The organism is Peribacillus sp. NPDC097295, from assembly GCF_044761665.1.
Classification (GTDB): domain Bacteria; phylum Bacillota; class Bacilli; order Bacillales; family DSM-1321; genus Peribacillus.
The window spans coordinates 1-24,821 of record NZ_JBIWCW010000024.1 but is presented as its reverse complement, the minus strand read 5'-3'; the positions used below and the strand labels follow the sequence as shown (position 1 = coordinate 24,821).

Below are 24,821 nucleotides of genomic sequence, written 5' to 3'. Positions count from 1 at the left end.
TATGCTTTAATCAAACGTTTGATTAATAGATGTAAAGTCAATTAAGGAAGTGAAGGAAGCATGTTCTTAGTTGGAGCAACCCAAAAGGTCCTCAAGAATCTCGACATAAAAGCAGTCCCCTTTAAGGAAGGTATGGAAGAGGGAATGGATAGGTGGCATGTCAATTCATTTAAGATTGGCAGATATACTTGCCTTACGATGATAAATGACCTGACTCTCTATTGTGTAACCATCGTGGGGGTCAAGAAGAAAGATTTTCTGAATCTCAAGGAATTATTGGTAGAACATTTACGGGAGAGTTTGATCGCAGAAGAAATCAACCCCGAGCTGATTGATGCCTATTTGGAAAATGCGAAAGAAATGATCATAACTACTACAAATAATCGTAGTACATTGGGATACTTGAAAGAAGTTATTCTAAGCATGCAATATGACTATCCATTGGGTAGGGACATAGTGGCTGCGGACATTAATGAAATTAACCACTACAACAATCGGTTCGTCCATTTAAGATCACCGGGCTATCCGATAAAATTGATGAAAGAGCAATTAGAAAAAATGTAAAGGGGCTGTCTCATAAGTCCTTTTTCGAATGAAATAACGCAAAATTGAGGAGGCAGAAATGTTGTTAAATCAACATTTCTGCCTCTCTCTATTTATTCAATTTAGGCTTAACTACCCTTTTGGGGACAGTCCCTTTTTTGCATTAGTCATCCTTAGAATAGCTAAATGGAATGATTTCGTCATCCCACGGGTTTTTCTTGATTGGGTTTGTATGTTGGTCATTATTTTTGCTGAGCGAATCTACCTTTTGATTCACACGTTCCACTGCAGAGTTCACGCGTGAGACATCATGATGAACCTTATTGATCTTTTTCAGCTGTTGGCGTTCATTTCTTTGTTCAAGTTCCTGAATCCTTCTTTCGATATTATGGGTTTGGGGCAGCTTCGTTTCGAAGTTCAATTCCAGGTGATGGCGGTTTCCGTTTTGTCGGGGGAATGGATAAAAACCATGATGTTTCATTTTTTCACCCTCCTTTAAAGCTGGATAGAAAGCTATCTAATATCGTATGAAAAATTTAAATAAAGTGACAATACTAAAGCCTAAGGGGTATGGATGAAAAAACAAATGATCGGCTGAAATTACATTTCTATAAATTTGCAGAAATCATTCAGTTCCTATATCGTTTAGAGTAAGAAGAAACTTTCTTCCGTTATGAAACCAATATAGCGATCATCCGTATATATAGAAAAGAGTGTAAGTCAGGAGGATAATAATAAATGAGTCGATTTCTTGCTGATGTTGTTCCGATAGTGGTTGCAATCCCGATGGTCATGCTAGTGGGGTTGATTAGCTTTTTTGCCTTAGATCAATCCTTCATGCTTTCGATAGTCTTTTCACTGGTCGGCGGTGGCCTCACATACTGGTTGGGTTCACTCTATTTCTCTTCACGATTTTTAAAGAAACATCAACTTACAAGAAAAGAGTATCAATATATAAAGAAAAATATAGAGGAAGCAAAGCCAAAGATATGGCGGGTTCAAAAAGCCCTGATTTCCGTTCGTCACCTTTCTTCTTTCAAACAGAGGACCGATATGATCAAGATGATTCGGAAAATATATAGTCTGACTAAAAAAGAACCGAAACGATTTTACAAGGCAGAGTCTTTTTATTATTCGCATTTGGATTCCGCAATGGAATTGGCAGAGAAGTACGTTTTTTTAGCACAACAGCCGAAAAAGAGTAAGGAGCTTGAACTCTCTTTAACCGAAACCAGAAAAACGTTAAAGGAATTAAATAAAACCGTAGAGAAAGATTTATATAAAGTCCTTTCCGATGATATTGATACCCTCAATTTTGAATTGGACGTTGCAAAACAAACTATTCAAACACGAAAAGAATCAAAAATAGATGAAAGCAGGAGGCTAAAATGAATAACAAGGATTCCGATTTGTTGAATAATGCCAGTAACTCTAATTTAATGGATGATCTTTTAGCCAATCCTTTTGACGAGGTAAAACAGCAAGATACGTTATCTCCACAGGAGATAAAGCCGGTCAAACTGATCGATGTGATTCCTGAAGAGAACAGGGAGAAGGCCTACCAGCTTGCTAAACAGATTGACCCTACGAATCATCAGGCCATGATTTCTTATGGAACGCCAGCCCAATCAAAGTTACTGACCTTTTCCAACTCAATGCTTGAGCACGTGCAAAAGAAGGATGTTGGTGAAGTAGGCGACATTATCAGTGATTTAATGAAGAAATTAAACGAACTGAGCCCGGATGAGCTTAAAAGCGAAAAACCTTCATTTTTCGCAAGAATGTTCGGAAAACTGTCGGGATCGGTACAGGAAGCACTTTCGAAATACCAAAAAACAGGGGCCCAAATCGACCGAATCAGCGTGAAGCTTGACCGTAGCAAGAATGTCCTCCTATCGGACATCGTCATCCTTGAAAAGCTCTATGAAACGAATAAGGAGTATTTCCAAGCGTTGAATGTTTATATAGCAGCAGGGGAAATCAAGCTTGAAGAATTATATGAACAAACCATCCCTGCTCTTAAAAAATCGGCTGAATTGAGCAATGACCAGATGAAGTTTCAGGAAGTCAATGATATGCGACAGTTCGCTGAACGGCTGGATAAAAGGCTGCATGATTTGAAATTGAGCCGCGAAATCACAATTCAAAGTGCACCTCAAATCAGGTTGATTCAAAATACGAATCAGGCCCTTGTCGAGAAAATACAATCGTCAATCATGACGGCCATACCACTTTGGAAAAATCAGGTCGCTATTGCGTTGACTTTGATAAGGCAGCGCCATGCCGTAGAGGCACAAAAGCAGGTGTCCAAAACGACGAATGATTTGCTTTTGAAGAATTCGGAAATGTTGAAAGTCAATACAATCGAAACAGCGAAAGAAAACGAGCGGGGACTTGTAGATATTGAGACATTGAAGAACACACAGGCCAATTTAATTTCCACTCTTGAAGAAACACTTAGAATTCAAGAAGAGGGCAGACATAAACGCCGTCATGCTGAGCAGGAACTTGCAGTGATGGAGAATGAACTGAAACAGAAGCTATTGGAGATAAAAGGCTAAGGGGGAATAATCATGGATGCTTTTGAAGCCATCAAAACGAGAAGAAGTATTGGGTTGGTCAAACAAGATTCTCTACCTAAAGAAATCATCGAACAAATTATTGAAGCGGGAACGTATGCACCTAATCACTTTCGAACGGAGCCTTGGCGATTCTTCGTGCTGATGGGTGAAGGAAGAAATAGACTCGGTCAGGTCTTTGAAGATATCGCCAAACTTGAAAATATGGACGATACGCCAGAAAGCTTGATAAGCAAAATGGAGAAAGCGAAGAAAAATCCACTTAGGGCCCCAGTAATCATTGCGGTAGGCATTGAACCTAGCGATAAGAAAAATATTATTCTAGCTGAAGAGTACGGAGCGGTTAACAGTGCAGTTCAGAATATGCTTTTAACGGCACATGCGTTGGGATTGGGAGCAGTTTGGAGAACGGGTAAAATCGCCTATCATGAAAAGGTAAAGGAATTTTTTAGCTTATCTGCAAAAGGAGAAATTGTGGCTTTTATTTACTTGGGGTATCCAGATATGGAGCCAAAGCCAGCTAAAAAAACACCAATCGATCAATTGACGACTTGGATTATGTGAAAAAGAAGCGGAAACGCTTCTTTTTTTTGTTTCCAATTAGTTTTAAAACTGATACATATGGTATTATCGAGTTAGTGGTAAATTACTATATTGGAAAACTAAAATGGTCAAAAAAACATGGTCTCATTAAATGAAATAATGCTGTTCTGTATGGGCAGATTTTAAATAAAGAGGTGAAATGGATATGGGAAATATTATATTACTTCTTGCGGGGGCAACTTTATTTTTGAATGGCAAGATGACTTTGGGAAAAGCGGATGCAAAAAATGTTGCGGTCTTTAATTTATTTGTTGGCTCATTTCAAGTAATCGGAGCCTTTTATTTAATTGTCGTTTCCGAACCAAGCAATGCAATGTCTTTAGGCAATGCATCGATCTTCTTATTTGGTTTCACTTACTTATATTTAGGGATAACCATTTTAAAAGGGATGGATGGAAGCGGTCTAGGATACTTCTCATTATGGGTGTCCATTTTGTCCCTAGTGTACGCAACTGTCGAGTTTTCTCAAAACGGCGACATGGTTAAGGGTTTGAACTGGTTGTTATGGTCATTCCTTTGGGGAATGTTCTACCTGATCAACACCAAAAAATTACTCATATCCGATTTTGTCGGGAAAATTTCGTTGATTCTATCATGGGTAACGTTAACCATTCCATCATTATTGACCCTTACAGGTGTCTTTGATGATCAAACGGTATACAAATCTTGGTCCTTTGTACTGGTAGCTTCTTTTATATATATCGGGTATTTGGGCTATGTAGCGTTATCTAGAAAGAAAATCATTCAAAAAATATAGTAGATAGTTAAAGGAGCAGTACGCCAGTTTGAAAAAGCTGATGTATTGCTCTTTTTGTGTATGCTCCCTATCGTTTAGGGAGGTGGCTTGATTCGCTTCATTTCAAGTGACGGTTTAGGATTTAGGTTGTACAATACATAAGGTAAATAAATTTTTGATGAATTAGGATGTGTCTATAGATGAGGACGATTGATCCATTTGAAATTCTTGATGGAAAAGCGATTAAATATCTGGATGTCTTTGGCGTTGAAAATGGTATCGCGCTAAAAAGTAAGTATGAAGATAAAACGTATTGGATTTATGACTACTATTGCATGCACCAGACATGTGATTGCCAGGAAGTGTATCTAGAATTCGTTGAGGAAAAGAAAGACCAAAAACAAGCGGGACAGCATTTTGGAATACGAGTTTCTTTCCGTGACGATCAATTTGTTCTGGAGGATTACAATATATCTAAACAAAAGGCGATGGATATCGCTGAAGATACGTTGAAATATAGCAAAGACGTTATGGAACTGTTTAAACAACGTTATGAGAAAATGAAGAAAAAAGGTACTGAGATTATTATCGAGAGTGCAAAAGCGGCTAAAATGCCTCATGTCCATAAAGAACCTGTCATAGGCAGAAACGAACCTTGTCCTTGCGGCAGCGGGAAAAAATATAAAAAATGCTGTGGTGTGGCTTAAACATATCAAAGAGGCTGGCTTCATTCGAAGTCGCCTTTTTTTTGAATAAAATGGATATCTGGGTGACATTTTAGGAACATGTGTTCTATAATGAAGGAGTGAACAGGTATAATGGATAATAAAGGTAGTTAAAAAGTTTCAATTTTCTGAAAAACTATTTTTTATTTCCAAAAATCTGGTATATATTAGTGAAAGAGATTTTTTATCTCTTTAATGGTTAGCGACAACCAGATGGGATAGATCTCCCTCACCGAGGACAGTCAAAATTTGTACGAAGGAAGGGGTAGTCAAATGTCGAGAGAAAAAAGATTAATTCCTTACAAAGTTATAGAAGTAATGGAAACGCCGAAAGAAAAAATTCCCGAAGGTGTGGCGCTTGTTAAAGCACCGGAAATTTGGGAGCCGAGCAATTATGGTGAAGGCGTGGTCATAGCTGTCATCGACACAGGTATAGATAAGGAGCATCCGGATTTAAAGGAGAGAATCATTGATGGCAAGGATTTTACTGGAACCGGCGATTATCATGACGATAATGGGCATGGGACACATGTCAGTGGTACGGTCTTAGCGACCATTAATAATGATGTTGGTGTCGTAGGTGTGGCACCTAAAGCAAGCATTCTCGCTTTGAAGGCTTTAAATGGAAAAGGACAGGGAGATATCAATTGGATTAACGGAGCATTAGAGTATGCAATTAATTGGCAGGGGCCGCTGGGAGAAAAGGTTTCCATCATCTCACTTTCACTTGGAGGTCCTCCAGATGATAAGGAACATGAACTCATTCAAAAAGCGATACAGAACAATATTCTGGTCGTTTGTGCAGCAGGAAATGGTGGAGATGGGCGTCATGAAACGGATGAGTTAGACTATCCAGGCGCCTATCCAGAAGTGGTGGCAGTTGGAGCGGTGGATTTAAGCCGGAATTTGGCTGACTTTTCGAATACGAATGATGAAATTGACATGGTGGCTCCGGGGGTTGAAATTCTCTCCACATACCCTGGAAGTAAATATGCTAAGCTCAGTGGTACATCAATGGCCACACCGCATGTGAGCGGGGCTGCTGCCCTCTTGAAAATTATCACGGAAAAAGAATTCGGTCGTAAGTTAACGGAAGCGGAACTATATGCCCAGCTGGTGAAAAATACGGAAGACCTAGGGATAAATAAGAAAGCGCAAGGCAATGGACTGCTGAATTTAGCGATGGTTGAGCACGGTGCAAAGAATGAAATCAGAATCACCATTGAATCTGACAGTCTTCAATTACCAAGTAAAACAATGGTCTTCGAATATTAAAGTAAAAGAGGCCCCAAAAATTTGGGGACCTCTTCCTAATTCTATCACTTTTTATTCTTTCGCAAGGCTACCAAAAGGGCCAAAATCGAGATGATTAAAGATATAACACTAAGAGTGATGACCAGTGTTTGGCTGTTATCATCTTCTTCTATGGACTCCTTTGACTTGTCCATAGAATCGGAATGCGTGTGATCGCTTTCTGAGGTATGTTCATGACCAGCCGCGTCTGCACTGCCTTTGGAAGCTGTCGTAATTTCCGTTATGGAATGTGGCAGGTCGGAACCTTCTTCACCGCTCCATTCGACGATTTCCCCATCAGCATAGTATTGAAATGCATCCCAAGCTAACTGAGTCTCTTCATCGGGATTTTGGGCGACGAACGAAAATTGCTGGAATTGTCCTGCCGCAATTCCATCACCCGTAGCTTCCCAGGTTACCGTTTTGACTCGCCCTTCTTTATCTTTTTCCGTTGTCACCTTCCAATCTGGTAGTGGTTGGTAACTTGAAAATATGGTACCTTCAGGAACTTTTAAAGCGACTTTCGTAGTGGATGAATCTTTTTCAACCGGTACCTTCAGTGTATAGGTTTCCCAAGCTTCAGGTGCGGACGTGCTTGGTTGGACCGTCACATGGGCATGAGCTGACCCAGCAAAGAGGAATAGGGCTGCTAATGTAGAGGTAAAAAACTTTGTACTATTTTTCATGTTTAAAATTCCCTTCTGGTTATGAATTCCCTACTAAAATTATGAAATCTGCATCAATAGAACCGAGTTCCTTCGTTAAACCATGAACTTGTATTTTCCATTTTCCCGACATGGCTATAATTGATTGGGCTTTGAATTGACCTTTATTTCCTTCTTGAAGTTGCAATTTTATTTCCCCAACGTCTCCTTCCAAAGATTCCATAGTCAATGTAAGTTGTTCGATATTTGTATAAGGATTGCCCTCATCATTCTTTAACTCTACTTGAATGTAGTTATCCCCGGTTTTATTGGGGGTTACGGATAATGTCACCTGATCATCATCTTCGGTGATCTCCGTTTTCTCTACAGGACCGGGAGAAGAATTGGCTGTCTGTACATTCGTTAAAAGAGCGGCAATAAGAAGAACCATGATTCCTATACTAAACTCTATCCCTGTACTGAGACCCAACTTCTTTGTTTTTCTTTTCCCACGGACTAAATGCAACGCCCCAAATCCTATCATGATTAACATAAGTCCAATTTTACCGAGTAATAATTGTCCGTATGTGGTATGTAGTAAGGAATATAAGGTTGGGACATGCTGAAAGCTACTATAAATGCCGCTGACTATTAGAACAATCACAAATAGAATTGCCCATGAGGAAAACTTCTGAATGACTGACCAATAAAATGTTTTATTATCATCAGTCACTTTTGGATTATAGGACTTTGGCAGAATCACCAGTATGGCCAATAATCCGCCTAGCCATAAAGCCATGGATACTATATGCAAAAAATCCATTGATACAGCCCAATATTGATGAGTCGTATCCGTGGTATGTCCGATAAATGCCTTGCAAACCATCAAGGAGGAAACAAGGACTAAGGATAAAATGAACGTGAGCTTGTTGAGTTGATTTCTCATCATGAAGAAAATAGCTATAAATAAAACGAGTAGTAACGTAATTTCTATTAACCATATACTTCCGAACTGAGTAGACTGCATTACTTCTTTTAGATACGTTCCATTAAAGGCATGCTGCCAACCCACTTGAGCGTCAATCGTAACCTTTAAAGGGAGGCTGAGAAGAATGGAAATCGCCAATCCAGAATACGATAACCAAATGTAGCGCCGGATTCTCCTATTGATTGGACCAGGAAGAGGACTTTTTGATAACGATAAATAGAAAAAAGATACACCACTTAGAGCAGCAAAGCAAAGATATTGAAGACTTTGCAGAAAGACTTGAATGGAACTGGGGAAACCTCCTTCATCTTCTGTATTCATTTGATCCGACGGGATATTTGACTTGCCATACTGAAAGGGAATGGTACCGTCGATAGGGTGGCCATCACTAGAAACCACTCTCCACTTAATGATATAACTTCCTTCTTCCAAAGAACTTGACCATGTTGCTTCAAGTGTTTTTTCAGAAACTTGGATATCTTGAAGTGGTACTTCGTTTTTGTTTTTGCTGATTACTTTTAGCGAATAAAATGAAGGTTGTATGTCTTCACTGAACCGAATGCTGATCGTTTCAGGAATAGTGTCTAAACTCTCATTCGGACTAGGGTTAGAGCTTATAACCGTTGCATGGCCAAAGACCGTCATTGGGGAGATAAACAAGGCGAGAATACTGACAAAAAGCCATATGGAATTCTTCATTTTGTTGTGTTATCACCCTTTCGTAAAGATTCTATGAACTAGTATAAAATGAAATTGTGAAATAACAATGAAAAAGTAAGAGAATCTTGCTACATTTTTGTGCTTGTCATTATTTGTATTATTTACTCGTAAGTTAGTCACTAATCATTAAGAGAAATAATTGAAGGTTTCTTCCAGTAAATCTTTGGGGGGAATTCAAAAAAATCTTCGGTTTTTAGTAGGGGATGTAACTCAAAGTGCGGTTTTAATTCTGTCCAAGCAAAATAGGACAAATTAAAGAACTTGTCCTATTTATATATGGGTAATTCAATTTTGACTTCGGTGCCATGGCCTGATTTGCTGTTAAAGTGAACTTTTCCCTGGTGCGCTTCGATAATACGGCAGCTAACGGTCAAACCGAGTCCCGTTCCTTTTTCTTTTGATGAATAAAATGGTTCCCCGAGGTGCTTCATGCGATTTGTTTCTATTCCACAGCCATTATCCTTGATGGTGATGGTGATTGAATCATTAATTTGCTCAATCTCGATCGCTATATGGGATGCCGATGCCTCCAATGCATTTTTCAACATGTTTATGAATACTTGTTTAAGCTGATTTGCTTCACATAAGATTAGCGGTATCTCATTTTTTAGCTGTATAGAAATTTGCGTGGAGGAAGAATTGGCCTCTAATTTAAGCAAGTCTCTAACTTCACCCATCAACTCAACGATTTGATTTTCGCTGAGTGTGAGTTCTTGTGGTTTCGCTAGGACCAGCAGTTCACTTACAATCAAGTTAATGCGGTCCAGTTCACTAAGCATGATGGTATAGTATTGTTCGTGGGGATGATCACTACTACTCAATAGTTGCACGAAACCTTTTAATGAAGTTAGCGGATTCCGCACTTCATGTGCGACACTTGCTGCGAGTTCACCGACAATGGATAGTTTCTCGGATCTTCGCAAGCGTCTTTCTGTTTCGCGAATTTGTGTAACGTCTTTTGCATAAGTAATGATTCCCGCTAATTCGTTCCCTACCAACATTGGTACAAATGTACATGAAAGTAAGATGTAATTCCCATTTTTGGTAACGAACTCTATATCTTGTCCTTTTTTAATCCCTTTTTGTTTTTCGACTACATATTCACAGGAAGAACGGATAAGCTCTTTAGCTTCGCTGGAAAAATTCAAATCGACAAACAGGTCGCCCTGAACCTCTTCGTTATGAAACCCCGTTACGGCTTCGAACCTAGGATTGACAGTTGTAATGGTTCCCTTCAAATCAAGCATGAGCACTGGGTATGGATTGTGTTTAAATAAAGATTTATAGCGCTGTTCACTAGCCAGCAGTTGATTTTCCGCGGCAATTCTTTCAGAAATATCCCTGCCTATGACGACCAATCCTTTTCTGGACCCATCCTCATGGAATATTGGGACTTTGATGGTATCGAAGGTCTTGAAATTACCGTCAGGAAGAGGGATATTCTCCTCACAACGCGTAATTTCCCCCATTTCCCATGTTTCTTGATCGGAGTCTTCGCAGTAAATCAACGATTCCTTGTAAAATTGAGAGTATTCAGCTAGCTCGCTATCTTTTTTTCCTTTATAATCGACATTCTCCAATTGGAATAATTGAAGTCCAACAGTATTTGATTCTAGCCATCTACCTTCTCCGTCCTTGAAGTTCACAAAGTCCACCATTGAGTTGATGAGGGTACTTCGAAGTTGCTCCTCTTCTTTTAATTGTTTGAGCTCTTCTCTTTTAGATAGATAGAGAAATAAAATCAATCCGATTAATAGGACAAATACAAACCCCTCTACTCTCTGGAGGAGAAGGAATACTTCTTTATCTTGTAAAGTAGTAGTTAGATAGTAATTGAAAATAATTAATGTGGTCATTCCAGAAAGAATGTAAATTACTAATATGATCCGTTTTGACATAAGGGTCTCCCTGAATTTTCCGACATTTCCAAAGTTGAAATACATACACATTTTAACAAATTATAGAAGGGAAATATATGGTTCATGATAAAAAAACAGGTATAAGATTACCTGTTTTAGACTGTAGACAAACTCGATGAAAAATGTGAACGTTGATTTCCACTTCAGGCACTCGCTTTCCGCGGGCGGTCAGGGAGCCTCCGCGGTTTCGCCTGCGGTGGTCTCCCCTAGACGCGCATGTCCCGCAGGAGTCTCGTACCTTCCGTTCCAATCAACTTTGCGTTATCATCAAGTGAAATTTATATATTGGCAAAAGAGTATGGTTTAGATTACTTTAAGGGACTTTTTAAAAAAACAGGCGATGCCTTTTGTCGACAAACTGAAACAGGTATAAGATTACCTGTTTTTCTTTAAGAATGTTAGGTTCTTTTTTTTCTTGAAGCGTTTAAAGAGAAGGAAAAAGACTAAGAGCAGGAAACCGAGTACAATTAATGTATATTGATTCATTTCTATGGAGAGTAGTCCGTATGGGATTAAGGATAGAAAGAAAAAGTAAATGAGATTGCCTAATGCGGTTGCGATTAAGAAATCTTTGTAGGTGACGGAGCTAACTCCAGCTGCCAGATTTATTAAACTTGTCGGGATGAAAGGGAAAATTCGACCTGTAAAGACATACATGAACCCATGGTCCATAACAGATTCCTGCCAATCATTACCCATCTTTCTTAAAATCAATGCCTGGAACCAGTGTCTGGCGGCATAGAAAATGATTCCTGATGCAACCACGCTTGTAAGCCAACTCCATAAATATCCGAATGAAAAGCCAAAGATCGTGACATTGATTGTTAAGAGTAAAATTAGGGGAATGACAGTAAAGAAGTTCTGAATAATCATCAAGACGAACGTCACAATAAAGGTAAGTAGAAGGTTTTCTGTTAATATGGCTATCACGGAGTCCAAATCGCTATTCCAAATCAGTGTGAACAATTCCGAATTCAGTCCGATGAAGGTTATTACAATCAGGAGGACGAGTAAAGTCAATATTTGTTTCAACATATCACCACCATTTATCATTTTTTCCGGGTATGGGTGAAAAAAAGAGCCGCTGCATGTAGCAGACAGCTCTTTTTGAAAATGAATGTTCTTTTACATTGTATGCAGGGATTTCAAAGCAGCTTTCCAAATTGAATTCTTTTATTCATTATATAAATGATGGGTGCACCAATCAGAAGGACGAGGAACTCTTCGGTAGCTGTAATTGCCCAGGTCAATAAGAACGGGACACCTAAGAATAGATTTAATTCTATGGCTATCAGGAACATCGTCAACGTGAATACGATGATGGTAACGGCCATTCGACCCTTAATGCCCGTTATGAAACGGGAAGAAAAGATGACAAGCAATAAGGCTATCAGAGATTGCCCGACCCCGAAAATCAAATCATATGCCCCTAGCTGTGAAAAGAACAAGTTCGATATGAACACACCGACGACTATGCCGTATATATATTTTTTATTAAATACAATAAGATGATTCAACATTTCGGGTATGCGAAATTGAAACACCCCGAACATAATCGGTTGAAACACGAATGAGACAGCGATATATATGGCAGCCAATAGTCCATTTATCGCGAGTGTACGAATATTCATTTTTTCTCTCTCCCTAGTTTTTTATCGTGGGATGGTTACGAACCACGTTTAGGCTTTTGCCCGAAGTTTAATAGTATCGTATATAGGGCAGTTACGTCAATTTCAAGAGTTTATGCGTGATATGAGATTTTCAGAATAAAGGAAAGCTATTTTGCTTTAGTGTGATGAAGAATGGTACTATTCATACAAGAGATAAATGGGAAAGGATGAAAGCAAATGTCAATAGAGGCTGTTAAGAACCACTTTAAGCAGTGGAGTAGGGAAGCTGATGTAATGGAATTCGAAACATCTAGTGCAACGGTAAATCAAGCCGCGGATACAATCGGTGTCATTCCTGCTAGGATTGCTAAAACGTTGTCATTTAGAGGAGAAGGGGACCAAGCAATACTGGTCGTAGCTGCGGGAGATGCGAAAGTGGATAATAAGAAATTTCGAAAGATGTTTGGGTACAAGGCTAGGATGCTTTCTCCAGATGGTGTTCTTCAACAGACGGGACATGCAATCGGTGGAGTTTGCCCCTTTGGGTTGGCGAATGACCTGGATGTATACCTGGATGTGTCGATGAAAAGGTTCGGAACAGTTTTCCCGGCTTGCGGAAGCGCGAACTCAGCTATTGAACTTTCACTTGCGGAATTATTTCAATATTCAAAAGCAACGAATTGGGTGGATGTCTGTAAGGATTGGGACCAAGAATCTGATGAGTAAGTTGCAGAAACCTCTCATTTGAATCAATATAGAAAGTCCATATAATTGGATTTTATTCTGCGCTGGGTTAGGGAAATCAGGGAGATATGCAACGATGGAGGGTCATTCATGTCCAATGTCAAGTTTACACATAACGATAGTAGTTATCACAGCCTCAAAAATCTATATGAGGAAAATATCACGGTCAAGAGCATTGCTCAAGAGTTGGAGTTCTGCAGCAAAGATGAACCGGCCATTCCTATTAAAATTAAAATGGAAGAAAAACATTTTGATACATTGGCGGTGGAAGATGAGGGGGAGATTGTTGGATATATCGATAGGCATGAACTTGGTGAAGGGGAAATTTCAGATTATATGAAGGTTTTTTCTCCAAGGGAGCTTGTATCGGATTCAACGCCTTTGATTCAACTATTACATATTTTCAAGAAGAAGACACGGGTATTTGTGCTGGAAAATAATTCAATAAACAAGTTGATCACCCATGCTGACCTCCAAAAACCACCGATCAGAATGTTGATTTTCGGTTATATCACTCTTTTGGAGATGAGACTTAGTGATATCATCTTGCATCGATTCGGGGGTGAAAGCTGGTATCCGATGATCAGCGAGGATCGTCTTCATAAGGCAAATCAATTATATGAAAGAAGAGTGGAGAAAAATGAGGAAATTAACTTAATTGAATGTATCCAAATTAGTGATAAATTCGACATTATTCATAAGGACAAAGAATTGAGAGCCTTTTTCCAAATCCCTTCAAAGAGTAAAGGGAAGAAAGACGCCAACGCCATTCGGAAGTTACGGGATAAGATTTCACATGCCAATGAACTCGGGTTGGATATGTCTTGGATTGACATCATAGAAGTGGTCCAAACCTGTGGTCGACTACTGGAGATTTCCGAAACTTATCAGTATGAAAGGTAATGAATAATGCTTTACCTACATTCACTAGAAAATTTGCGAAGACATTCAAAGAAGAACCCACCATTGTGCAGGTTCTTCTTTTTGGTATATAGATTTCTTCAACGTCAAAAATCCGGCAGTTCATCCAGGTTATTTTCCTTTATGCCATCCGGTTCGCTTCGCAATATATCCCGACCGTATTTATGAAAGACGTCGACATTGGCGAGTGCCCCGGCTTTTGCTTCCGAAAGTGCTGTTGGATAATCAAGTTCTCTTCCAGTACTTGTCTTTATGGCGATGATATTGTCCTCGTCGTTTTTCCTTACGGCGACAATTTCCTCTTTATCGCTACCACTTTGATTGTTAGCTTGTGGCGTAGCTTGTTGTTTATAGGATTCATAAGCTTCTTCAAATGCGTCCATTGTACACCTCCTCTTTATAGGGTGAACCATTTTTCCAGCAATATACGAACTGGATTTCGTCATGATTCAGCCGTTTTTCTGTCCAAATGGACCGAATTTTCGGCCCGATTTTATTTTTCACCTTCATTCCATCAGTTTTTAATCTTGGCATGGCACTTGCATTATATATAAGCGAAAGTGAGAAATCTTTTAGCTGAGGGAGGAAAAGAATCATGAATGTAAACCAGGGGACAAGTACAGTGGAAAATGAAACGTTGAAGGACGTTAAAACAATGAAGGCAGCGGTGGTCAATGAATTTAATCAAGAGCTTGAGATAAAAGATGTGCCCATTCCGGATTTAGAATATGGCGAGATTTTAGTCAAGATTAAAGCATGTGGCGTATGCCATACAGATTTGCATGCCGCACATGGTGACTGGCCGGTGAAACCGAAGCTGCCTCTTATTCCTGGACATGAAGGTGTAGGCATTATCCAGAAGGTGGCAGAAGGTGTTACATCATTGAAAGTGGGTGACCGAGTGGGGATTCCATGGCTCTATTCGGCTTGCGGCGAGTGTGAATACTGTTTGACCGGCCGTGAAACGCTCTGCTTGGACCAACTGAATGCAGGGTATTCGGTCGATGGTGGATACGCAGAGTATTGTAAGGCACCAGCTAAGTATGTCGTCAAGGTTCCTGAGGGGCTGGACTTTGCGGAAGTTTCCCCTATATTCTGTGCAGGCGTGACGACATACAAAGCTCTAAAAGTGTCAGAAGCAAAGCCGGGTGATTGGGTGGCCATCTATGGAATTGGCGGACTTGGGCATGTCGCATTGCAATATGCGAAAGCGATGGGCTTTAATGTCATTGCCGTCGATATTCAAGATGATAAGCTTGAGCTTGCAAAAGAACTAGGGGCAGATTATACAGTGAATGGTTTGAAGGGCGATCCCGTTCAAGCGATTATGGATAAGGTTGGTGGAGTACAAGCAGCTATTTCGGTTGCCGTGACGAAAAAGGCTTTCGAACAGGCTTACAGTTCTGTCAAAAGAGGAGGGACACTCGTCGTGGTCGGATTACCGAATGAAGAACTTCCCATTCCGATTTTTGATACGGTATTAAATGGTGTAACGGTAAGAGGATCAATCGTTGGTACGAGAAAAGATTTGCAAGAATCTCTTCAATTTGCGGCAGAGGGAAAAGTACGGACCAATATTGAAACAAGGCCGCTTGATGAAATCAATGATGTGTTTAAAATGATGGAAAAGGGTGAAATTAACGGCCGCATCGTTTTAACATTAGAATAGAAATGAATGAAGGGTGTCCTATTGATGGGGGCACCCTTGTTCAACTTATTGTCCGCTATGATTCTTTTCATTTAGGATATATCGTAATTTCCTCATGGAAATCTGCAGACGCTTGGCAGCTTCATTCCGGTTTCCATATGTTTTTTGCAGGGTTTGCAGGACGAGCTCTTTTCCGATGGTGGTTTCGAGCTGTTTAATTTCCAAGAGGATATTTTCAAGCGTCAGTTCATCATTTTCATTAAAATCCGCTATAAGCTTCTTGCGCCATTCTTCAAGATGGTTTTCAGGTAAGTGTGGGTCCGTTGCTGAACACTTCTTGGATGAAATAACTTGGGTAGGCAGAACGATGTCGTCTGCTGTAATTTCCTGTTCATGATCTGCGAGAGTAAGGGTTCTCATGACGACATTAGATAGTTCACGGATATTCCCAGGCCAGTCGTAAAGCTGTAATTTTTCGATAGATTCTTGTGAAAAGGTAACATCAGGCTGACCATGTCTTTCAACCAAATGTTCTACGAGAAGTGGAATATCTTCTTTTCTATCTCGTAAGGCGGGGATTTCAAGAGTAACAACATTCAGGCGATAAAATAAATCTTCCCGAAATTTATTATTTTCTACTGCTTGTTGTAGATTTTCGTTAGTGGCGGCCACCAATCGGGCGTTTGTCCGTAAAGTCCCGCTGTTTCCAACGCGCATAAATTCCCTCGTTTCCAACACCCGCAAAAGCTTGACTTGGATAGCCGGGCTAGCATCTGCAATTTCATCAAGGAAAAGGGTTCCGTTCCCAGCCACTTCAAAGAACCCTTTTCGCATTTGAGTGGCACCGGTGAAGGCTCCTTTTTCATGGCCGAATAATTCACTTTCAAGCAGGGATTCTGAAATCGCTCCACAATTAATCGCGATAAAAGGTTCACGGTTACGTGGGCTTGCTGAGTGAATGAAGCGGGAGAGTACTTCTTTACCAGTTCCCGTTTCTCCTTCGATTAAGACATTAACCGATTTTTGTGCCACTTTGAAAGCCATTTCAGTCAGTTCCTTCATTAATATACTTCCTCCGATAATGAGACCGGAGTCCTTGGCCATTCTCTGAATGAAATGCTGATTCGACGCTGTGTTTTCATTCAAGAGATTTTCAAGCTGTTTTTCCAATACTTCAATATCAATAAAGGGTTTTTCCATATAATCACTTGCCCCAAGTTTCATTGCACGGACAGCGGTCATGACTGTACTGTACCCAGTCATGATGAGTGCCTTACAACGAGGTTGTTTTAGCTTGAGATGCTGCAAGAGGGAAAGGCCGTCGCAATCTGGAAGCTTTAAATCAATCATTGCTGCATCATAATGTTGCTGCTCAAAATCTATGGCATAAAAGTCATTTCCACTGTTTACGACGTGTACCTTGTATCCTTTCATCGTAAACAGGCGGGATAAAAAGGTACCAACCTCTTTTTCATCGTCCACAACTAGTAAATGAAACATGCTATATTCCCCTTTCAATATCTGTCGGCAAGGGAAGCTTTAGAAAAAATGTACTTCCTTGGCCAGGAGTACTCCATACGTCAATTTTGCCGCCATGGTCTTTCGCAATGCCAAGACTAACGGACAACCCCAATCCTGTTCCTTTATCACGGTCTTTTGTCGTATGAAAAGGATGGAAAATGAGCGGTAGGCTCTCAGGTTCAATACCTGTCCCATTATCAGCCACCTGCACCACCATATATTTCTCCATTGAATAGGTATGCACGCTAATTAATTTTTTTTCTGAAACATCATGATCTTCCAAGGCATCTTTGGCATTCAATAACAAGTTGATGATAATCTGTTCGATTTGCTGTTGGCTTCCCTTGATATAGGGGAGATCGTCTTGTAGCGATAGGCGAATGGATATTTGTTTCTTTTCGAGTTGAAATTTCAGCAGGTTCATAACTTGATGGATGGCTTCATTAATGGAGTAATAGTGGAACTTGTATTCATCCTGCCGTGAAAAGGTAAGCAGGCTTTTGACAATTTGCCTGCATCGGTCGCCACAATTTTGTATATCAGTTAAAAGGCCATAGTCAGGGTGTTCGGGAAGACTATTTCTTAATAAAAGTTGAGAATTACCAAGGATGGCCGTTAATGGACTATTCAATTCATGGGCTACTCCAGCTGCCATTTCGCCGATGGCTCCTAGCTTGTCGGCATGTAGTAACTGAGCTTCCATTTTCCTTCTTTCAGTGACGTTTTTATAGTAAGAAATGACTCCGTATACTTGCTGCTCCTTGTTTTGAATGGGGTAAGCGTGCATTTCCATTATGACACCATGTTGAAGAAGAATTTCCTGAAACCCAGGCTTACCAAGTGAAAAGGTTTCTTGAACGAGAGCTTGTGATGCCTCTTTCAAAGGGGATAAATCAAAAAAATCCTTGGCAGAGTCATTGGCTTTGTAGACTCGACCCTCCCGGTCAAAGACGATGATCATATCTTCTACCGCTTTGAAGGTATCCTCCCATTCCTGTTTGGAATGAAGCACATCCTTATAGAGCTGGGCATTCTCAAACGTTAGCGCTAGCTGTTTTGATAATTGTTCAAGAAAGACCAATTCATCCTCATGCCACTTTTTGTTATTTTTCCTACCGAAGGTTAAAACCCCGATTTCTTTACTCTTTCCGTACAAAGGCATCAATAAGAGCGTTTTAATCTGAAGAGATAGCAGTTTTTCCTTTTCTAGATAGGTTGGGAACATTTCGTCTTCCACCTGGAGAAGATGAAGGTCTTTTAAGGAATGTAGTTGATTTCTTGGTTCCATTTCAATTTCGCAATATCCCTGTGGGCACATATGGAGCAGGGTTGGTTCTTCTTCATATAAAAAAATAAAATGACAGTCATCAAATGATATCAGTAATTTAAGTTTTTCGATTACATGTTGCAAAATCTCCTGAATATCCACGTCTTTATTCATGGTTTTGGTAATATCATTCATGATTTCAAGTTGCAGATTTTTCTTTTTTAACTGATCGACGGTTTTCTTTAGTTCCGTGTAATATGTTTTTTTCGAAGATCTCACACCGGTCATTAAATCTATCATTTCACTTTTGTTCATGTTGGCACCTCCTATAGGGCTGTAAGGAGCAATTGCTTAATCTGTTCTAGTGACATATCACGAGGATTCGTGATCATGCAGGCGTCATCAATAGCAGTCATGCCTATAGTTTCAATCATGTCAGAAGTAATGCCGACGTCACCTAAATTCCTAGGTGCGCCTATATCTTGTGATAACTCCCTTACAAAGGCAATAACAGCAGTCCCAGCTTGTTGCTCTGACAGAGCCCTTGTATCAATCCCCATGATATCTGCCATTTGGCTGAATCGGCTAGGGGAAGCGATCCGATTGAAATCCATGACATGGGGAAGAAGGATCGCATTGATTTCACCATGTGGAAGCAGATACTTGCCGCCTATGGCATGGGAAATCGCATGGGCGGCTCCTAAAATGGCATTGGAAAAGGCAAGTCCGGCTTGCAGGCTAGCCATTGCCATCGCTTCTTTTGCCTCTTCATTGTGCTTGGACGCAACGGATGGACGTAGGTATCTGGAGACAGTGGAAAGGGCGTTTCTTGCTTGAACATCCGTGAGTGGTGTTGCTGCGATGGAAACATAGGATTCGATAGCGTGAGTCAAGACATCCATTCCCGTGGCCGCAGTCAAGTCTGGGTCCAAGGTTGTCAATGTAGCAGGATCAACGATTGCAATATCAGGAACGAGCGACTTTGAAATGATCGTCATCTTTTTCTCTCGAAACGAATCGACAATCACCGAAAACTGGGAGACTTCCGATCCTGATCCAGCAGTGGTCATGATCATCACCATGGGCGGAAGAGGGGAATGTACTTTATCAACGCCTTCATAATCACTGATGATTCCGCCATTCGAAGCCAATAAAGCGACTCCTTTGGCGACATCCAGTGCACTGCCCCCTCCAACCCCAATGATGGCATCACACTCATGGTCAAGAAAAATCGAACAGCCGGCTTCTATTTCACGATCTTTGGGATTCGTCGTCGCGTCGATAAAGGTAGCATAAGAGAGCCCTGCCTCTTGACAGGATTTTATTACGATATCCAGCCAGCCTGCATTGGCTACACCCGAGTCACTAACAATCAGTACCTTTTTCGCCCCTAACCGGAGGCATGACTCACCGGCTTGCTCTATCGAACCTTTTCCAAAAATCACTTCAGGCATCACAAATTTAGTAATGGACATCCTCGCCCCTTCTTCCCTGATTAAAGTCTTATTCTCTTTGTACTACTTTCCCGAAAAATCGGTGAATTCCTGTATGTTTTCAAGATAAAGTTTAAAAATTGCGACAAAAAAATAGGATAAACCAAATTTTCTCCTTCGTAACTCACCAATAATTTCTAAAACATGTAGAAAAGGTACTTTAGACTAGCTAGGATTTGGAATAATTAGGATAAAAATACCTATTTAATATTTTCTGGATATTCTACAATATGTTTAGAGAGTCTAGTAAATTTAGGAGGGAATCTATGAAAAAACCATTTCTATCACTTACATTAGCTACTACATTAGCATTAGGTGGTGTTAGTAGTACCACTGTGCTGGCAGCGCCTGCTTATTCGTCTCCGAGTGAAAAAGCACCATCTTCCGACAAGCAAATCGTTAAAAGGATCAATGTCGACAAAATCTACAAGAACATTGCATACCTCTCACAATCACCTCGTGTGGCAGGCACGGAATCAGAATATCAAGCCGTCCAGTTCATAAAAAAACAATTCAAATCTTACGGGTACAAAGCGGAAATTGAAGAGTTTCAATTTTTATCCTATACCGATCCTAACAAGGTGGAACTCGCTTTCGACGGATATGATGGGGAAGTTCAGCCAAAACATTTAACGTATTCCGTTAATGGGGACGTTACCGGTGATGTAGTGTACGCTGGATTAGGAACGTTGGAGGAGCTTGAACAAACCAATGTTTCCGGGAAGATTGCACTGATCCAACGAGGAAGCATTGCTTTTTCAGAAAAGGTATTGAATGCAGCTCAAAAAGGGGCGGTTGGTGTCATCATTTACAATAATGCTGATGGGGATTTAAACGGGACCCTAGGAGGTGTTAATGACCAATACGCACCATCTGTTACAATCACGAAAACAGCTGGGGAAGAGATCGCCGCAAAACTGAAAAATGGGGAAACGGTAAAGGCCTCCATGAAAATTGAGGGTGCTTCTTCGGGAGAAAAAACGTCTTATAATGTAGTGGCAACGAAAAAAGCGACCAAGAATGTAAAAGCGAAGAAGAGTGACATCATGTATGTTACCGGACATCACGATTCAGTGGCTGGGGCACCAGGAGCGAATGATGATGCATCAGGAACTTCCGTTACGCTTGAGCTTGCACGTGTACTGAAGGATCTGCCTACAGATACGGAAATTCGCTTCATCACCTTTGGCGCAGAGGAAAATGGATTGCTAGGTTCACAACATTATGTGGACAATCTATCAGAAGATGAGATCAACAGAAGTATTGCAAACTTCAATCTGGATATGGTCGGTAGTAAGGATGCCGGGGATTTGATTCTCATGACGAACGATGGGGAACCGAATCTAGTAACGGATCTTTCACAGGCGTCGAGTAAAAGACTGAACGGTGTAGCTACCCCTTATGGAGAGGGAGGTCGAAGTGACCATGTATCCTTCTCTGAAGCAGGTATCCCTGCGGCCTTGTTCATCCACAATCCATCAGAGCCTTGGTATCATTCTCCAGATGATACGATTGATAAAATCTCAAAAGAAAAGCTTCAAGATGTAACACGGATTGCCGGGACAGCGGTCTATGACCAAGCAAAAGTTCAAGAGAAAAAACCGAAACCTAAACATAAAAAAGGCAAAAAACAAAGAATGCCTCATTTACATTTCAAACAGGATATTAGATAAATAAGAATGCCGAGAGGATGCAGGTTGCATCCTCTTTTTGTGATTTATTTTAAAAAATGGAGGTAAAAAGACTTAATCATATATCGAACTTGCTGTGAGGAAATTCCTATTAAACTACTAAATTAGCGTATTTATTCCTATTTATCTCTCGGACTTTAATCCTTATAATGGAAAATATGTAAAATATGACATTTGTTTATTCGAGAAATTATTTATGAGGTGATTCTTTTGGGATACGTACAAGGACGGAGTGATGCTCACTCTACGTTTTTCTTTAGTGAAATGGATAGTATGAATGGGAGGAATACCCGATTAGAACAGAAGGATACATGTAGAAGTATCCGATTTAAAGAAGTGGATGTTGTAGATGACGACAATTAAACTGAATCATGCAGTTGTGACAAAACAAGTAAGCCAGGTGAAAACGGCCGTGGATGGGACGACAATCGGGGCACTTCCGGCCGATCAGCTCGGCAATAACGATCTGAGTTTCACATCGAAATGGGAAGAACGGGAGACCAATCTGGAAAAGACCTTCAATCAATACCTGACAATCGTCAAAAAGAACCTGGAAGACACCCGGGCGAACGTGGATTTACTGAAAGAGCAGGATGAGGCCATCACCCATACTGCAGAGGGGTATCAGCCATTATGACGATATTCGAAGCTAAGCCTTTGAAGTCGGCCGTCAAGTCACGGGCCAAGCAATATGAGGATCTCAAGGGGCAGGTAGAGACACTGAAAAAGGAATTTCAGGGAATCGTCGACTTTGATGAAGAATTGGCGGGAGCCGGGGCGACGGCCATCAAGAACTTTTACCGGGCACAGGTTACCGTGGCCAATGCCTGGATCGAATTATTCACGACACAGATTAGCTTTCTAAAAGGCATTCCGGCCATATTGGAAGAAGCGGACCTATCCGGTGAGACCGTGGTCGAGGTGCCGTTTTTAGAGGGGGAAGTGACCCACGGTCTCTCTAACGCCAAGTCCATGGTGAACCAGCAGGCGAACGATCTTCAGAAGATATTTCAGAACATTGATGATATTCTTCCGCTTACGGTGTTCAAACAAGATGATTTCCATGAGAAAATGGAAAAAGCTGAAAAGGAAAAGAATACGACCATCAAGAAAGTGAAGGAAGTTGACAGCAAGCTGGTCGAGGAATACGAAATGAGCGAGGGTCAGGAAAAAGTGGCCATTGGCCTTGTACAGGCCCTCATTGAAGCCACCAGTCAGGACGGTACCATTTCCCCGATGAACTTCAACCAAAGCGCCTTTCAAGCGAGTGCAGCCTATCAAGTGAAGGACGAAGTGGCTGCCAACATGAAAGGCTACCGGGAGTTCAAGAAACAAGAGGCCGAAGCCCGGAAGCTCGAGAAGGAAATGGAAGAACTCGAAAACCGGTCAGCCTTAGAAAAAACTTTGGATGCAACTAAAACACTTGCAGGAGAAATGACGGGGTATAATGATTTCTTGAGAGCCACAACCGGAGTCGATCCCGTCACGGGCCGCAAGCTTTCCAAAGCCGAGCGAATCGCTGCGGCTGCGATGGCCGCAGCCGGATTCATCCCCGTCATCGGCTGGGCAGGTCGCGCTGCCAAAGGCGGAAATGCCGTCTATAAAACCGTGAAGGGGCTCAACGCTGCGGACCATGCGCTGGATGCCTATAAATCGACAAAAGCCATGGATATCCTCAAGCAAACCGAAGCCGGCCTATATGGACTATCCGCCGCCAACGGCCTCGGCGAAGCCGTCACCGGCAAAGACATGTTTGGCAATGAACTCACGGAAGAACAGCGCCAAACCAGCCTGATGACGGCCCTTGGCATCACCGGTATAGCCGGGGCAGCCAAGGCCGCAGACAAAATGGCAAGCGGAACAAAACTCATTCCCTACAGCAAAGAATATGTACATAATAAAGTCCAGAAAGCCCAAGGTACAATCAAGGATATGGGCAAGGCCATCGGGAAAATGGAAGTGCCAACTGGAGTTAAGGTCAGGGAAGTAGCAGATACGACTGGAAATACTTATAAAGCTATTGGTGTGGATAAGACGACGATAAAGGATCTTGCGCAGAAGATTACGGCGAAGGGTGAGGGTAGTAAGGGTGCGGTTGAAAAAGATGATTACTTTATAGGGACATTAAAAGGAGAGAAAATTCATTTAAAAGGTGTCAAGGTAGAAAAAATTATTTACACTAAGAGACTTCCAGAAGAAACAGCTAAACTTAGAAAAGAATTTAATAGTTCTGTTAGGAAGAATTTTCTTAAAGAATTTGCTAACGACCCCGTAAGAGTAGAATATCTTAGTAAAGCTGGTTTAGGTGAAGGTGATATTGATAGAATGAAAGATGGGCTTAATCCTAAAGGGTGGCAGGTTCATCACAATTTACCCTTGGATGATGGTGGTACAAATGATATCACTAACTTAGTATTGATAAATAATGACCCTTATCATAAAGCGGTTACTAATGAACAAAACTCTTTAACAAGAGGATTAGCTCCTAAACAAAGTAAAACAATTAATTGGCCCATGTTTGAGGATGATGTTTATCCACCAAAACCTTTTAAATGAAGGGAAGAGTTGATATGCCACAATGGAAAGACTTGTTGATAGAAATAGAAAAAATTGAAGGGAAATATGGTAGTTCACTTAGAAAACCAGCATCAGATACAGAAATTATAAAAGCGAATCATAAAATTCAGCAGACATTAGGAAACATTGAACTACCTAAGTCGTATATTGAATTTCTCAAGAAAATAAATGGGTTAGACTTTAATGGATTAGTAATCTATGGAGTTGATGACGTACTACTTGATAAGGATGTAGATGAAGACATTCATGGGTTTATTGAGACGAATGAGCTTTGGTATGAAAATGAATGGCAAAAACAATATGTATTTTATGGTGATTCTGATACCGCATGGTATTGTTTTGATTTAAAAGAGAATGTATATGTAGAACTCGATAAACCCTCAGGAACACTAATTCAGTCATTTGAAAGTTTTGATTCGATGTTGAGTGATGCACTTGAAACATGTCTAATGTAATGAAGTTAGTAAGAAAATAACTATTAAAATGTAACCTTGATTGGCTAACTGAACTGTGCCCTATAAAATGGACAGTCTAAAAAAAGACCTATAGTTTAAACAGCTAAAAGATGGCTCCCGTATTGTGCGGGAGTCATTCTATTT

General features: G+C 40.7%; 24 protein-coding genes and 1 riboswitch. Of the genes, 14 read left to right on the top strand and 10 right to left on the bottom strand.

Translation table 11 applies throughout. The annotated features are described in order from the left end of the window. Positions 1-60: 60 nt before the first annotated feature. Positions 61-564, top strand: a complete 504-nt coding sequence (locus ACIQXN_RS20610; RefSeq protein ID WP_402971150.1) for a DUF6933 domain-containing protein — start codon at positions 61-63, stop codon at positions 562-564. A gap of 142 nt (positions 565-706) precedes the next feature. Here the strand turns inward: ACIQXN_RS20610 and ACIQXN_RS20605 are convergent, their stop codons facing one another. Beyond that, the gene (locus ACIQXN_RS20605; RefSeq protein ID WP_402971147.1) at positions 707-1,024 is read right to left on the bottom strand and encodes a hypothetical protein; all 318 of its coding nucleotides are present in this window, start codon (positions 1,022-1,024) and stop codon (positions 707-709) included. Positions 1,025-1,281: 257 nt separating this feature from the next. Here ACIQXN_RS20605 and ACIQXN_RS20600 point away from each other — a divergent pair, with 257 nt between their 5' ends. From ACIQXN_RS20600 to ACIQXN_RS20575, 6 genes are all read left to right on the top strand, one after another. Continuing rightward, on the top strand, positions 1,282-1,935 hold the full coding sequence (locus ACIQXN_RS20600) for a 5-bromo-4-chloroindolyl phosphate hydrolysis family protein (protein ID WP_402971144.1): 654 nt from the start codon (positions 1,282-1,284) through the stop codon (positions 1,933-1,935). Continuing rightward, positions 1,932-3,104 (top strand): toxic anion resistance protein, encoded by a 1,173-nt coding sequence (locus ACIQXN_RS20595; RefSeq protein ID WP_402971141.1) that lies wholly within the window; start codon positions 1,932-1,934, stop codon positions 3,102-3,104. Before ACIQXN_RS20600 ends, ACIQXN_RS20595 begins: the two co-directional genes overlap by 4 nt. A gap of 12 nt (positions 3,105-3,116) precedes the next feature. Beyond that, positions 3,117-3,686 (top strand): nitroreductase family protein, encoded by a 570-nt coding sequence (locus ACIQXN_RS20590; protein ID WP_402971138.1) that lies wholly within the window; start codon positions 3,117-3,119, stop codon positions 3,684-3,686. A 184-nt stretch (positions 3,687-3,870) separates the two neighbouring features. Next, the gene (locus tag ACIQXN_RS20585) at positions 3,871-4,482 is read left to right on the top strand and encodes an AmiS/UreI family transporter (protein WP_402971133.1); all 612 of its coding nucleotides are present in this window, start codon (positions 3,871-3,873) and stop codon (positions 4,480-4,482) included. Positions 4,483-4,661: 179 nt separating this feature from the next. Beyond that, complete coding sequence (locus ACIQXN_RS20580; RefSeq protein WP_402971130.1) at positions 4,662-5,168, top strand: SEC-C metal-binding domain-containing protein; 507 nt, start codon at positions 4,662-4,664, stop codon at positions 5,166-5,168. 291 nt (positions 5,169-5,459) lie between these two features. Beyond that, positions 5,460-6,461: a S8 family peptidase gene (locus ACIQXN_RS20575; RefSeq protein ID WP_402971127.1), complete on the top strand. Its 1,002-nt coding sequence runs from the start codon at positions 5,460-5,462 to the stop codon at positions 6,459-6,461. A 44-nt stretch (positions 6,462-6,505) separates the two neighbouring features. On the opposite strand, the gene ACIQXN_RS20570 is transcribed toward ACIQXN_RS20575, so the two are convergent. The 5 genes from ACIQXN_RS20570 to ACIQXN_RS20550 form a co-directional block, all read right to left on the bottom strand. Further along, positions 6,506-7,165, bottom strand: a complete 660-nt coding sequence (locus ACIQXN_RS20570) for a YcnI family copper-binding membrane protein (RefSeq protein WP_402971124.1) — start codon at positions 7,163-7,165, stop codon at positions 6,506-6,508. A 19-nt stretch (positions 7,166-7,184) separates the two neighbouring features. Continuing rightward, positions 7,185-8,810: a copper resistance protein CopC gene (locus tag ACIQXN_RS20565; protein WP_402971122.1), complete on the bottom strand. Its 1,626-nt coding sequence runs from the start codon at positions 8,808-8,810 to the stop codon at positions 7,185-7,187. 287 nt (positions 8,811-9,097) lie between these two features. After that, on the bottom strand, positions 9,098-10,729 hold the full coding sequence (locus ACIQXN_RS20560; RefSeq protein WP_402971119.1) for an ATP-binding protein: 1,632 nt from the start codon (positions 10,727-10,729) through the stop codon (positions 9,098-9,100). Positions 10,730-11,125: 396 nt separating this feature from the next. Beyond that, positions 11,126-11,782: a TVP38/TMEM64 family protein gene (locus ACIQXN_RS20555; RefSeq protein WP_402971116.1), complete on the bottom strand. Its 657-nt coding sequence runs from the start codon at positions 11,780-11,782 to the stop codon at positions 11,126-11,128. Between the two features lie 113 nt (positions 11,783-11,895). Next, on the bottom strand, positions 11,896-12,381 hold the full coding sequence (locus ACIQXN_RS20550) for a QueT transporter family protein (protein WP_402971114.1): 486 nt from the start codon (positions 12,379-12,381) through the stop codon (positions 11,896-11,898). A gap of 7 nt (positions 12,382-12,388) precedes the next feature. Further along, a riboswitch (PreQ1 riboswitch) is annotated at positions 12,389-12,433 on the bottom strand. 164 nt (positions 12,434-12,597) lie between these two features. On the opposite strand from ACIQXN_RS20550, the gene ACIQXN_RS20545 reads away from it, so the two are divergent. Then, entirely contained in the window at positions 12,598-13,086 is a 489-nt protein-coding gene (locus ACIQXN_RS20545) for a YbaK/EbsC family protein (RefSeq protein ID WP_402971111.1), read from the top strand. 108 nt (positions 13,087-13,194) lie between these two features. Further along, on the top strand, positions 13,195-14,007 hold the full coding sequence (locus ACIQXN_RS20540) for a hypothetical protein (RefSeq protein ID WP_402971108.1): 813 nt from the start codon (positions 13,195-13,197) through the stop codon (positions 14,005-14,007). A 104-nt stretch (positions 14,008-14,111) separates the two neighbouring features. Here the strand turns inward: ACIQXN_RS20540 and ACIQXN_RS20535 are convergent, their stop codons facing one another. Then, positions 14,112-14,408 carry a DUF3892 domain-containing protein gene (locus ACIQXN_RS20535; protein WP_402971105.1) on the bottom strand — a complete coding sequence of 99 codons (297 nt, stop codon included), beginning with the start codon at positions 14,406-14,408 and terminating at the stop codon, positions 14,112-14,114. Between the two features lie 272 nt (positions 14,409-14,680). On the opposite strand from ACIQXN_RS20535, the gene adhP reads away from it, so the two are divergent. Next, the gene (adhP, locus tag ACIQXN_RS20530; RefSeq protein WP_402971192.1) at positions 14,681-15,694 is read left to right on the top strand and encodes an alcohol dehydrogenase AdhP; all 1,014 of its coding nucleotides are present in this window, start codon (positions 14,681-14,683) and stop codon (positions 15,692-15,694) included. Positions 15,695-15,739: 45 nt separating this feature from the next. On the opposite strand, the gene ACIQXN_RS20525 is transcribed toward adhP, so the two are convergent. The 3 genes from ACIQXN_RS20525 to ACIQXN_RS20515 are packed head-to-tail and all read right to left on the bottom strand — an operon-like array spanning position 15,740 to position 19,936. Beyond that, positions 15,740-17,173 (bottom strand): sigma-54-dependent transcriptional regulator, encoded by a 1,434-nt coding sequence (locus tag ACIQXN_RS20525; RefSeq protein WP_402971102.1) that lies wholly within the window; start codon positions 17,171-17,173, stop codon positions 15,740-15,742. 1 nt (position 17,174) lies between these two features. After that, a complete protein-coding gene (locus ACIQXN_RS20520; protein ID WP_402971099.1) occupies positions 17,175-18,776 on the bottom strand; it encodes a sensor histidine kinase in 1,602 nt (533 codons plus the stop codon). 11 nt (positions 18,777-18,787) lie between these two features. Then, positions 18,788-19,936, bottom strand: a complete 1,149-nt coding sequence (locus ACIQXN_RS20515; protein ID WP_402971096.1) for an iron-containing alcohol dehydrogenase — start codon at positions 19,934-19,936, stop codon at positions 18,788-18,790. 284 nt (positions 19,937-20,220) lie between these two features. On the opposite strand from ACIQXN_RS20515, the gene ACIQXN_RS20510 reads away from it, so the two are divergent. From ACIQXN_RS20510 to ACIQXN_RS20495, 4 genes are all read left to right on the top strand, one after another. Then, on the top strand, positions 20,221-21,627 hold the full coding sequence (locus ACIQXN_RS20510; protein ID WP_402971093.1) for a M20/M25/M40 family metallo-hydrolase: 1,407 nt from the start codon (positions 20,221-20,223) through the stop codon (positions 21,625-21,627). A 367-nt stretch (positions 21,628-21,994) separates the two neighbouring features. Further along, complete coding sequence (locus ACIQXN_RS20505; RefSeq protein WP_402971090.1) at positions 21,995-22,282, top strand: YwqI/YxiC family protein; 288 nt, start codon at positions 21,995-21,997, stop codon at positions 22,280-22,282. After that, complete coding sequence (locus ACIQXN_RS20500; RefSeq protein WP_402971087.1) at positions 22,279-24,201, top strand: T7SS effector LXG polymorphic toxin; 1,923 nt, start codon at positions 22,279-22,281, stop codon at positions 24,199-24,201. Before ACIQXN_RS20505 ends, ACIQXN_RS20500 begins: the two co-directional genes overlap by 4 nt. Before the next feature lie 14 nt (positions 24,202-24,215). Then, entirely contained in the window at positions 24,216-24,677 is a 462-nt protein-coding gene (locus ACIQXN_RS20495; RefSeq protein WP_402971085.1) for a YrhA family protein, read from the top strand. The last annotated feature ends 144 nt before the right edge of the window (positions 24,678-24,821 follow it).

Coding starts and splice junctions, on each gene's coding strand:
- ACIQXN_RS20580 (WP_402971130.1), top strand. CDS start 4,662: ATGAGGACGATTGATCCATTTGAAATTCTTGATGGAAAAGCGATTAAA.
- ACIQXN_RS20515 (WP_402971096.1), bottom strand. CDS start 19,936: ATGTCCATTACTAAATTTGTGATGCCTGAAGTGATTTTTGGAAAAGGT.
- ACIQXN_RS20585 (WP_402971133.1), top strand. CDS start 3,871: ATGGGAAATATTATATTACTTCTTGCGGGGGCAACTTTATTTTTGAAT.
- adhP (WP_402971192.1), top strand. CDS start 14,681: ATGAAGGCAGCGGTGGTCAATGAATTTAATCAAGAGCTTGAGATAAAA.
- ACIQXN_RS20510 (WP_402971093.1), top strand. CDS start 20,221: ATGAAAAAACCATTTCTATCACTTACATTAGCTACTACATTAGCATTA.
- ACIQXN_RS20560 (WP_402971119.1), bottom strand. CDS start 10,729: ATGTCAAAACGGATCATATTAGTAATTTACATTCTTTCTGGAATGACC.
- ACIQXN_RS20505 (WP_402971090.1), top strand. CDS start 21,995: ATGACGACAATTAAACTGAATCATGCAGTTGTGACAAAACAAGTAAGC.
- ACIQXN_RS20600 (WP_402971144.1), top strand. CDS start 1,282: ATGAGTCGATTTCTTGCTGATGTTGTTCCGATAGTGGTTGCAATCCCG.
- ACIQXN_RS20595 (WP_402971141.1), top strand. CDS start 1,932: ATGAATAACAAGGATTCCGATTTGTTGAATAATGCCAGTAACTCTAAT.
- ACIQXN_RS20495 (WP_402971085.1), top strand. CDS start 24,216: ATGCCACAATGGAAAGACTTGTTGATAGAAATAGAAAAAATTGAAGGG.
- ACIQXN_RS20540 (WP_402971108.1), top strand. CDS start 13,195: ATGTCCAATGTCAAGTTTACACATAACGATAGTAGTTATCACAGCCTC.
- ACIQXN_RS20590 (WP_402971138.1), top strand. CDS start 3,117: ATGGATGCTTTTGAAGCCATCAAAACGAGAAGAAGTATTGGGTTGGTC.
- ACIQXN_RS20605 (WP_402971147.1), bottom strand. CDS start 1,024: ATGAAACATCATGGTTTTTATCCATTCCCCCGACAAAACGGAAACCGC.
- ACIQXN_RS20535 (WP_402971105.1), bottom strand. CDS start 14,408: ATGGACGCATTTGAAGAAGCTTATGAATCCTATAAACAACAAGCTACG.
- ACIQXN_RS20525 (WP_402971102.1), bottom strand. CDS start 17,173: ATGTTTCATTTACTAGTTGTGGACGATGAAAAAGAGGTTGGTACCTTT.
- ACIQXN_RS20550 (WP_402971114.1), bottom strand. CDS start 12,381: ATGAATATTCGTACACTCGCGATAAATGGACTATTGGCTGCCATATAT.
- ACIQXN_RS20575 (WP_402971127.1), top strand. CDS start 5,460: ATGTCGAGAGAAAAAAGATTAATTCCTTACAAAGTTATAGAAGTAATG.
- ACIQXN_RS20500 (WP_402971087.1), top strand. CDS start 22,279: ATGACGATATTCGAAGCTAAGCCTTTGAAGTCGGCCGTCAAGTCACGG.
- ACIQXN_RS20520 (WP_402971099.1), bottom strand. CDS start 18,776: ATGAACAAAAGTGAAATGATAGATTTAATGACCGGTGTGAGATCTTCG.
- ACIQXN_RS20545 (WP_402971111.1), top strand. CDS start 12,598: ATGTCAATAGAGGCTGTTAAGAACCACTTTAAGCAGTGGAGTAGGGAA.
- ACIQXN_RS20570 (WP_402971124.1), bottom strand. CDS start 7,165: ATGAAAAATAGTACAAAGTTTTTTACCTCTACATTAGCAGCCCTATTC.
- ACIQXN_RS20610 (WP_402971150.1), top strand. CDS start 61: ATGTTCTTAGTTGGAGCAACCCAAAAGGTCCTCAAGAATCTCGACATA.
- ACIQXN_RS20565 (WP_402971122.1), bottom strand. CDS start 8,810: ATGAAGAATTCCATATGGCTTTTTGTCAGTATTCTCGCCTTGTTTATC.